A 9,357-nucleotide genomic window follows, 5' to 3' on the forward strand; every position below is an offset into this window, starting at 1 on the left:
AAAAGCCGCGCAAAGTAGCAGCATCAGAAATGCTGCCGTCCGCAGGAGGAAAATTGCATGAGCCGCATTGAAAAGCACGGTCTTTCCATCGAAACCGTCCTTCACGACTTCATCGTCAGCGAGGCGCTTGCTGGCCTTCCGATCGATGCGGACGCGTTTTTTGCAGGCTTGTCGGCGATCGTTCACGACTTGGCACCGAAGAACCGTGAGCTGCTTCTGAAACGCGATCAACTGCAGGCGCGCATCGACGAATGGTACCGCCGGAACGGCGCCCCGGCACATATGGACGCTTATGAGGCCTTCCTCCGCGAGATCGGCTACCTGTTGCCGGAAGGCTCGGACTTCCAGATCTCGACCAGCAATGTCGATCCCGAGATTGCCTCGATCGCCGGACCGCAGCTCGTCGTACCCGTCATGAACGCGCGCTATGCGCTCAACGCTGCAAATGCGCGCTGGGGCTCGCTGTACGACGCCCTCTATGGGACCGATGCCATCCCCGAAAGCGACGGCGCGGAAAGGGGCAGGGGCTACAATCCGAAACGCGGCGAAAAGGTTATCGCCTGGGTTCGCGATTTTCTGGACATCGCGGTTCCGCTGGACGGCTGGAGCTGGAAAGATGTGGCGCGCTTCGCGGTGAAGGACGGGGCTCTTGCCATCACCGCGACGGATGGCGAACATGCATCGCTGGCGGATCAGACGCATTTCGCGGGCTATCGCGGCGATGCGGCGGCGCCGACGCATGTCCTTCTGAAGAACAACGGCATTCACATCGAGATCGTCATCGATGCCTCCACCGCGATCGGCAAAAGCGATCTGGCGCAGATTTCCGATATCTGGCTGGAATCGGCGCTCACGACCATCATGGACTGCGAGGATTCGATCGCCGCCGTGGACGCCGAAGACAAGGTTGTCGTCTATCGCAATTGGCTCGGCCTCATGAAGGGAGACCTCGAGGAGGAAGTGAGCAAGGGCGGCTCGAGCTTCACCCGCAAGCTCAATCCCGACATCACCTATCAGGCACCGGATGGTTCGGCTCTTGAATTGCACCGCCGTTCACTCATGCTCGTGCGCAATGTCGGCCACCTGATGACCAATCCGGCAATTCTCGACCGCGACGGCAATGAGGTTCCGGAAGGGATTATGGACGCCGCGATCACGGGGCTGATTGCGCTTTACGATATCGGCGCCGGCGGCCGTCGCAAGAATTCGCGCACGGGATCGATGTACATCGTCAAGCCGAAGATGCATGGGCCCGAAGAAGTGGCCTTTGCGGTTGAGATTTTCTCACGCGTCGAAGAGCTTCTAGGCATGCCGAAGAACACGATGAAGATGGGGATCATGGATGAGGAGCGCCGCACGACGGTGAACCTCAAGGAATGCATCCGCGCGGCTCGCGAGCGCGTGGTCTTCATCAACACAGGGTTCCTCGACCGCACCGGCGACGAGATCCATACCTCGATGGAAGCCGGCCCGATGATCCGCAAGGGCGACATGAAGCAGGCGGCGTGGATTTCGGCCTATGAGAACTGGAACGTCGATATCGGGCTGGAATGCGGGCTGTCCGGCCATGCGCAGATCGGCAAGGGCATGTGGGCGATGCCCGACTTGATGGCGGCGATGCTCGAGCAGAAGATCGCGCATCCGAAGGCGGGCGCCAATACCGCCTGGGTTCCCTCGCCAACGGCAGCGATACTGCATGCCACACACTATCACCGGATCAACGTGGCTGACGTTCAGCGCGGGTTGAAGGATCGCGCCCGCGCCAAGCTCTCCGACATCCTCTCCGTTCCGGTGGCCGTGCGGCCGAATTGGACGCCGGAGGAAATCCAGCGGGAGCTCGACAACAATGCCCAGGGCATCCTCGGCTACGTCGTCCGCTGGGTCGATCAGGGGGTCGGCTGCTCAAAGGTGCCCGATATCAACAACGTCGGGCTGATGGAAGACCGTGCGACGCTTCGCATTTCCGCCCAGCACATGGCCAATTGGCTGCACCACAAGGTGGTCAGCGAGGCGCAGATCATTGAAACGATGAAGCGCATGGCCGCTGTCGTCGATCAGCAGAATGCCGACGATCCGGCCTATATCCCGATGGCTGGCAATTTCGACGATTCGATTGCCTTCCGGGCTGCCGTCGAGCTCGTCCTGAAGGGTAGGGAGCAGCCAAACGGCTACACCGAGCCCGTTCTTCACCGCCGCCGGCTTGAACTGAAACGAAGCCGGGCGGTCTAGCACCAAGCAAAAAGGCTGCCGGAGAGGTCTCCGGCAGCCTTTATTATGCGGTAGGCTTCTGGCTTACTGGATAACGATGACCTTGGAGGTCGTCTTTCCAGGACGGACGCGGCTATAGAGGTCGATCACGTCCTGGTTCATCAGGCGGATACAGCCCGACGAAGCGGCAGTGCCGATGGACGCCCATTCGGGCGTGCCGTGCAGACGGAAAAGGGTGTCCTGACCCTGCTCGTTGAAGAGATACATGGCGCGTGCACCGAGCGGGTTATCGAGGCCTGGTCCCATGCCATCCTCGACGTATTTCGCTACATCGGGCTTGCGGACCGCCATTTCCTTCGGCGGATGCCAGGTCGGCCATTCCTGCTTCCAGGCGACGTATGCCGTGCCCGCCCATGCGAAGCCCTGCTTGCCAACGCCGATGCCGTAGCGCATCGCCTTGCCGTCCGGCAGAATGTAGTAAAGGTGGCGCTCACGCGTGTTGACGATGATCGTGCCCGGGCGTTCCGTGGTCTCGTATGACACGATCTGGCGGCGGAACTCGGGCTTGACCCTCTGAATGGGGATCGCCGGCAGGGCATATCCGGCATCCTTCGTCACGCCATAGGCGTCATCGAAGATCTGCGCGGTCTGGACCGTGGGGCCAGAGGGCTTGTTTTCCAGGGAAGCGCTATCGGAGGTGGTGGAGCAGCCGGCCAGGGCCAGGGTCGCCATCAGGCCGAACACAGGGAATGCATTGCGGATGGACATGAATATCTCTTAGGAAAAGGGGCAATGAGGAACGGTCTTTGACGATGGGTTATTTTCGATTAACTTCGTCTTTGCAAGATGCTGCAGCGCGACAAGAGTTACCTGCTGCGCAAATTAAAACCGGATGGTTTTTTTGCAACAAAACGCGGTCCTGCTACACGGTAATCCATGACGATTTTGAGCGTTTACAATAACAATCCGTTAATAGATGGCCGGCAGTCGGACAGGGCTATGCTCGTGCGCCGCGGGACTCAGATATTACTTCATGAGATGCGCCACGCGGTCCTGCCCGAGCTGTCGCTGGCCAGCGGCCGGCGCGCCGATCTGATCACGATTTCGGAGAAGGGTGAAATCTGGATCGTCGAGATCAAGACTTCTGTCGAGGATTTCCGTGTCGATCGCAAATGGCCGGAATACAGGCTGCATTGCGACCGGCTTTTCTTTGCGACGCACAAGGACGTGCCGCTTGATATCTTCCCGGAGGAATGCGGTCTGTTCCTTTCGGATGGCTACGGTGCGCATATTGTCCGCGAAGCGCCGGAACACCGCCTGCCGCCGGCAACCCGCAAGTCGGTGACGCTGAATTTCTCGCGTGCCGCAGCACAGAGATTGATGCTGGCCGAATGGGCGAACGGCAAACAGCTCACCCTCGATGATCTCTAGGCTTACTTCGGGGCGCGCTTGGCGAGTATACGCTGCAGTGTACGCCGGTGCATGTTGAGCCGCCGCGCCGTCTCCGAGACATTGCGCTCGCACATTTCATAGACGCGCTGGATATGTTCCCAGCGGACACGGTCTGCCGACATCGGGTTTTCCGGCAGGTCGGCCTTCTCGCCCGGCCGCTGCGTCAAGGCGGCGAAGATGTCGTCCGCATCAGCAGGCTTGGAGAGATAATCGACAGCACCGAGCTTTACGGCTGTTACCGCGGTGGCGATATTGCCATAGCCCGTCAGGACGATGATCCGCGTGTCGTCCCGGCGCTGCCGGATCGCTTCGATGACGTCGAGACCATTACCGTCGCCGAGCCGCAGGTCGACAACGGCGTATTTCGGCGGGTGGCTCTTCGACTTGGCAATCCCTTCCGCAACCGACTCAGCCATTTCCACCTGGAAACCGCGGGTCTCCATCGCGCGTGCCAGGCGTCGCAGAAATGGCCCGTCGTCATCGACGATCAACAGGCTCGCATCCGGGCCGATGTCGTGTTCGCTGGCGGCAAGAGTTTCGTGAGTTTGTTCAGTCATGCTTCCAATCCCGGCCGTTGCCGCTGTCGTTTTGTCAACTGCTCGTGTCTTCATTATGCCGATACAGTCATTTTGTCGAATGCGCATCGAGCAGCATGCGCGGCCATTCGACACGAATGCGCGCTCCCCGGCTTTCCGGATCGCGGTTCCCGAAAGCGAGGGTCGCGCCGGAACGCTCGAGCAGAGTCTTGGCAATGAAAAGCCCTAGCCCGAGCCCGCCAGCCGTATCCTGATTCTGTCTTTTGGTGACGTAGGGCTCGCCGATCTGGGCCAGGATATCAGGCGTATAACCGCTGCCGTCATCCTCGATGAGGATCAACACCCTGTCATGGTCATGTTCGATCGTGACCGTCACTTTTTTGCGGGCATAGTCGACGGCATTCTCGATCAGATTGCCGAGGCCATACATGATCCCCGCGTTGCGTTCGGTCACCGGCTCGCCCTTGCGCGGGCTCTTCTCGATCAACTCCAGGGCGATCGGAAGCTCGCGATAGGGCGCAATGATCTCCTCGATCATCGACGACAGCGGCAGCCGCTGCATATGCGCATCGCCCTCGGCCGAAAGGCTGGTCAGCCGTTTCAAGATATCGCGGCAGCGCTCGCTCTGGCTGCGCAACAGTTGCACATCCTCGCGAAACCTGTCGTCGTTCTTCAGTTCGCGCTCCATCTCCTTTGCGACGACGCTGATCGTAGCAAGCGGTGTACCAAGCTCGTGCGCCGCCGCGGCCGCCAGGCCGTCGAGCTGCGAAAGGTGCTTTTCCCTCTGTAGAACCAGTTCGGTCGCCGCCAGCGCATCTGCCAGCTGGCTCGCCTCCATCGAAACCCGGTAGGCATAAAACGCCGCAAAGGCCATCGTCGAGGCAATCGCGCACCAGACGCCGAACTGCATGACGGTGTGCACATTGATCGTGGCGCCGTTATACCATGGAAGCGAAAAGGGAGAGAGCGCGAGGACGGTTATGCAGGCCATCGCAAAGACGATGAGTGCGGTGCTGTAGCGGATCGGCTGCGAAGCAAACGAAATGATGACCGGCACGCAGACAAGCACCGCAAACGGATTTGCCAGGCCCCCGGTGATGAACAGCAGCGCGGAGAGCTGCAACAGATCCAGCGCAAGCAGCGCGAAGGCGGCCGGCGGTTCCAGCCGATGCGTCGGCGGATAGCGGATCATCAGGTAGAAGTTGACCCAGGCAAGTGCTGCGATCAGAGAGATGCTTGCTACCAGTGGCAGCGGAAATTTCAGCAGGAAGGTGACGATGAAAACGGTAGCCGCCTGACCGGCGACCGCAAGCCACCGCAGGCGCACCAGCGTCTGAAGCCGCAGCCTGCGGCTGCTGTGCCGGTCGTCCCGCGGTTTGGTGTCGGCGTCGTTGACCATCATCGCTCCCTGGAAAGGCCTTATGTACCACGCGGTTTTGCGCGTGTCGTCGGCAATGCCTCTTCCGGCCGTTCCGGCCACGGGTGGCGCGGATAGCGGCCGCGCATTTCCGCGCGCACGTCTCTCCAGGAACCGGCCCAGAACCCCGGCAAGTCGCGCGTCGTCTGGATCGGCCTGTGCGCCGGGGAGGTCAATTCGAGAAGAAGCGGCAGCCGCCCTCCGCCGATCGCCGGATGTTGCTTCAATCCGAAAAGTTCCTGCACCCTGATCGTCAGCAGCGGCTCCTCGCCGTCATACTGGATCGGATGCCGCTGTCCGGTGGGCGCCTCAAAATGCGTCGGCGCGAGCCGGCTGAGGTCACGCTGCAGCGCGTGCGGAACGAGCGTCATCAACCCGCTGGAGAGCGATCCGGGGGAAATATCCGCAATGCCGCGTGCATCGGTCTGGTAGGGCGTAAACCATTCATCCAGCCGTTCCAGCAGCGCGGAATCGCTGACGTCAGGCCAGGGCTCGCCGAGTGTCCGATGCAGAAATCCGATCCGCTCGCGCAGCTGGATCGCTTCCTTTGAAAAGGGCAGCACATCGAGGCCCAATTGGCGCACGCCATCCGCCAGCGCCTTGACGACTGCGTCCCCCGTCGGCCGGGCCAGCGGCGTTTCATCGAAAACGATCGCGCCGAGGCGCGTCGCCCGCCTTGCGCGCACCTGCCTGCTCGGCAGGTCGAAATAGACCTGCTCGCCGGTGCTGATGGCATCCGGCAGTTCGGCCTCGACGTCTCTCCGGGAGATCTCCGCCGCGGCCAGGATACGCCCCTGCGCAGCGCGTCCTGTCAGGTCGGCGATCACCAGCATCTGGCTGCCCGCCAGCCGTTCCGTCTCCGGCAGCTCCGCGCCGCGGCCGTTTACCATCACGTAGCGCCCGCGTGCGCCGCGCTGCAGGGCCACCCGGTCCGGGAAGGCATGGATCAGGAGCTGACCGGCAAGCGGCGGCGCGCTGGAGGATATTTTGTCCAACCCGTTCGCGAGGCGGGCGGCAAGCCGCCGTGAAGCATCCGCTCTTTCGCCCTTCTCGGTCTTGAAACGGCGCAAGCGCTCCTCGATGTCGATGCTCGCGCCGCCGAGCCCCTGTTCCGTCAGGAGAACGGCAAGCATGGCGGCCTCTTTCGCATGCCCGCTTTCGCCGGCCGAGACCACCATGGCGGCGAGCCGCGGCGGCAGCGCAAGGTCGCGCATCGTTCGTCCCCGCTCTGTCAAGGCTCCGTCGCTCTCCAGGGCGCCGAGCTCGCGAAGCAGTGTGCGCGCTTCCTTCAGCACGGTTTCGGGCGGTTGGTCGACGAAGGCGAGCGACGCCGGATCCTGGACGCCCCAATGCGCGAGATCGAGCACCAGGCCGGAAAGATCGCTCGAAAGAATCTGCGGCGGCGTGAAAGCGGGAAGGGCAGCCGTCTGCCCCTGATGCCACAGGCGGACCGCAACGCCGGGCTCCGTTCTGCCCGCGCGCCCGGCGCGCTGGTCGGCGGAAGCGCGCGACACGCGCACGGTCTCGAGCCGCGTGATGCCGGTCGAGGCTTCGAAAACGGGCAATCGCTGCAGCCCGCTGTCGATGACGATGCGCACGCCGTCGATGGTGATCGACGTCTCCGCGATCGAGGTGGCAAGCACGATCTTGCGCTTGCCCACCGGCGCCGGCCGGATTGCCGCATCCTGCTCCTTCTGGCTGAGATTGCCGTAGAGCGGCGCAATCAAGGTATCCGGTCCGAACCGGCCATCGAGCCGCTCCACGGTCCGGGTGATTTCGGCCTGCCCGGGCAGGAAGGCGAGGATCGATCCCGTCTCATGCGTATGAGCATCGATGATCGCCCTCGTGACGGCATCCTCCACGCGCTCGCCCCCCGGCCGATCCTGATAGCGGATCTCGATCGGAAAGCTTCTTCCCATGCTTTCGATCACCGGCGGATTGTTGAGGAGAGCTGCCACCCGCTCCACGTCGAGTGTCGCCGACATCACCAGAATGCGCAGATCTTCCCGAAGCGCCGATTGCACGTCGAGGGCAAGCGCCAGCCCGAAATCCGCATCGAGCGACCGTTCGTGAAACTCATCGAAGATGACGGCGGCAACACCGGAAAGTTCCGGATCGTCGAGGATCATGCGCGCAAAGACGCCTTCGGTCACCACCTCGACACGGGTTCTCGCGGAAATCCGGTTGTCGAGGCGCATGCGGTAGCCGACCGTCTCGCCCACCTGCTCGCCGAGCAACGAGGCCATGCGGCTTGCCGCCGCCCGGGCAGCCAGCCGGCGCGGCTCGAGAACGATGATCCTGCCGTCGTTGCGCCACGGCTGGTCGAGCAGATAGAGCGGCACAAGCGTGGTCTTGCCGGCCCCTGGCGGTGCCGAAAGCACCGCCCGTCCGCTTTCGGCAAGCGCGGTTCCGATATCGGCGAGAACATGAGAGACCGGAAGCTCCGGCAGAACTGGCATTCCGCTTATTTCCCGTCGATTACGGTTTCATAGGCGAGGATCGCTCCGGCGAGATCCTCGAGTGCGGCGCCCACGGACTTGAAGAGCGTAATCTCGTCTGGCGCCCGGCGCCCGGCTGACGTGCCGCGAACGAGTTCCGCAAGCTCCGCCCTGATCGCGTCGGCTTTGAGCACACCGCTTTCGAGCGGCTGAACGATATCGCCCGCTTCCTTCATCGCACCAGCCCGGGTGTCGACAAATACGGAGGCGCGGCGGATCGCCTCGTCGTCGCTCTCGCGCATGCCGGGCTTGAAGCCGCCGACCAGATCGAGATGCGCGCCGGGCTTCAGCCATGCGCCGGAAATCAGCGTTTCGCTCGATAGCGTGCAGCAGGAGATGATGTCCGCCTGGCGGGCGGCCGCTTCGATGCCGGTCACGGCTTCGGCGGGCAGGCCGAGGTCGCGTGCTTCCGCGGCAATCTTCTCAGCGTTTGCGAGACTGCGTCCCCAGACATGAATGCGCTTGATCGGCCGGACTGCCGCATGCGCCTGCATCAGATTGAGCGACAGGCGGCCGGTGCCGCAGACCAGCAGATCGGCCGCTTCGGGCCGTGCGAGGTAGCGCGCCGCCAGCGCCGAGGTCGCGGCCGTCCGCCGTGCCGTCAGTTCGCCGCCGTCGATCGCGGCAAGCATCTCGCCTGTTCTACCCGAAGACAGAAGATAGGTGCCGAATATCGCAGGCATGGCGCGCATCGCATTCCCTGGAAAGACCGAAACCATCTTCACGCCGGCATAGCGCCCAGGCACCCAGGCTGGCATCAGAAGCAGCGTGGCATTTTCTTCGCCGGGCACGTCCATGTCGTGATGATGGCGCACCGGCATGACGCACCCGTCGTTAAACATCGCGGCGATCGCCTCGATCAGTTCCGCCCAGGGCAGCGCTGCACGTGTTCGTGTTTCATCGAGGACGAGCATTTCAGTCTCCATAGCCGAGCATCGGGGAACCCAAACTAGCGATTGAGCGCGGCGCAGCCAAGCGGGTCTGGAAAGTGACGGCGGTGTTTCTATATAAGGGAATTGGCATGAACGCTGGCGAGCAGGGAACATTCGGCAAAACGATGTCTCCTGGAATCGCAAATTGCCCGGAAATTTGGTCAGTCTCCACCATCGCCAAAAATTCCCCATAGGAATCAATCTGTTATAAAAATGTCAAAAAAGTTGGATTGGTGGTGTTGACTATGTCTGAGGGAAGGACTTATAAGCCGCGTCACTGAACGAGGGCGGCGGCGCTGCTGGCGACGAAGTTT

At 62.1% G+C, this 9,357-nt stretch carries 7 protein-coding genes; 2 read left to right on the forward strand and 5 right to left on the reverse strand.

What is annotated here, in order from left to right:
- Positions 1-57 precede the first annotated feature (57 nt).
- On the forward strand, positions 58-2,229 hold the full coding sequence (locus ACPYOJ_RS19350) for a malate synthase G (RefSeq protein WP_481417693.1): 2,172 nt from the start codon (positions 58-60) through the stop codon (positions 2,227-2,229).
- Positions 2,230-2,292: 63 nt separating this feature from the next.
- Here ACPYOJ_RS19350 and ACPYOJ_RS19355 read toward each other — a convergent pair whose 3' ends face one another.
- On the reverse strand, positions 2,293-2,976 hold the full coding sequence (locus ACPYOJ_RS19355; RefSeq protein WP_481417694.1) for a L,D-transpeptidase: 684 nt from the start codon (positions 2,974-2,976) through the stop codon (positions 2,293-2,295).
- A gap of 168 nt (positions 2,977-3,144) precedes the next feature.
- On the opposite strand from ACPYOJ_RS19355, the gene ACPYOJ_RS19360 reads away from it, so the two are divergent.
- Positions 3,145-3,639: an MmcB family DNA repair protein gene (locus tag ACPYOJ_RS19360; RefSeq protein ID WP_481417695.1), complete on the forward strand. Its 495-nt coding sequence runs from the start codon at positions 3,145-3,147 to the stop codon at positions 3,637-3,639.
- 2 nt (positions 3,640-3,641) lie between these two features.
- Here the strand turns inward: ACPYOJ_RS19360 and ACPYOJ_RS19365 are convergent, their stop codons facing one another.
- The 4 genes from ACPYOJ_RS19365 to lhpI form a co-directional block, all read right to left on the reverse strand.
- Positions 3,642-4,217: an ActR/PrrA/RegA family redox response regulator transcription factor gene (locus ACPYOJ_RS19365; RefSeq protein ID WP_168831913.1), complete on the reverse strand. Its 576-nt coding sequence runs from the start codon at positions 4,215-4,217 to the stop codon at positions 3,642-3,644.
- 67 nt (positions 4,218-4,284) lie between these two features.
- Positions 4,285-5,595: an ActS/PrrB/RegB family redox-sensitive histidine kinase gene (locus ACPYOJ_RS19370; RefSeq protein WP_481417696.1), complete on the reverse strand. Its 1,311-nt coding sequence runs from the start codon at positions 5,593-5,595 to the stop codon at positions 4,285-4,287.
- Between the two features lie 20 nt (positions 5,596-5,615).
- Positions 5,616-8,072 (reverse strand): ATP-dependent helicase HrpB, encoded by a 2,457-nt coding sequence (gene hrpB, locus ACPYOJ_RS19375; RefSeq protein WP_481417697.1) that lies wholly within the window; start codon positions 8,070-8,072, stop codon positions 5,616-5,618.
- Positions 8,073-8,077: 5 nt separating this feature from the next.
- On the reverse strand, positions 8,078-9,025 hold the full coding sequence (gene lhpI / locus ACPYOJ_RS19380) for a bifunctional Delta(1)-pyrroline-2-carboxylate/Delta(1)-piperideine-2-carboxylate reductase (RefSeq protein ID WP_481417698.1): 948 nt from the start codon (positions 9,023-9,025) through the stop codon (positions 8,078-8,080).
- Positions 9,026-9,357: the final 332 nt, after the last annotated feature.

It is taken from the genome of Rhizobium sp. SVR5-9E, from assembly GCF_056755095.1.

Coding starts and splice junctions, on each gene's coding strand:
- ACPYOJ_RS19355 (WP_481417694.1), bottom strand. CDS start 2,976: ATGTCCATCCGCAATGCATTCCCTGTGTTCGGCCTGATGGCGACCCTG.
- lhpI (WP_481417698.1), bottom strand. CDS start 9,025: ATGCTCGTCCTCGATGAAACACGAACACGTGCAGCGCTGCCCTGGGCG.
- hrpB (WP_481417697.1), bottom strand. CDS start 8,072: ATGCCAGTTCTGCCGGAGCTTCCGGTCTCTCATGTTCTCGCCGATATC.
- ACPYOJ_RS19370 (WP_481417696.1), bottom strand. CDS start 5,595: ATGGTCAACGACGCCGACACCAAACCGCGGGACGACCGGCACAGCAGC.
- ACPYOJ_RS19360 (WP_481417695.1), top strand. CDS start 3,145: ATGACGATTTTGAGCGTTTACAATAACAATCCGTTAATAGATGGCCGG.
- ACPYOJ_RS19350 (WP_481417693.1), top strand. CDS start 58: ATGAGCCGCATTGAAAAGCACGGTCTTTCCATCGAAACCGTCCTTCAC.
- ACPYOJ_RS19365 (WP_168831913.1), bottom strand. CDS start 4,217: ATGACTGAACAAACTCACGAAACTCTTGCCGCCAGCGAACACGACATC.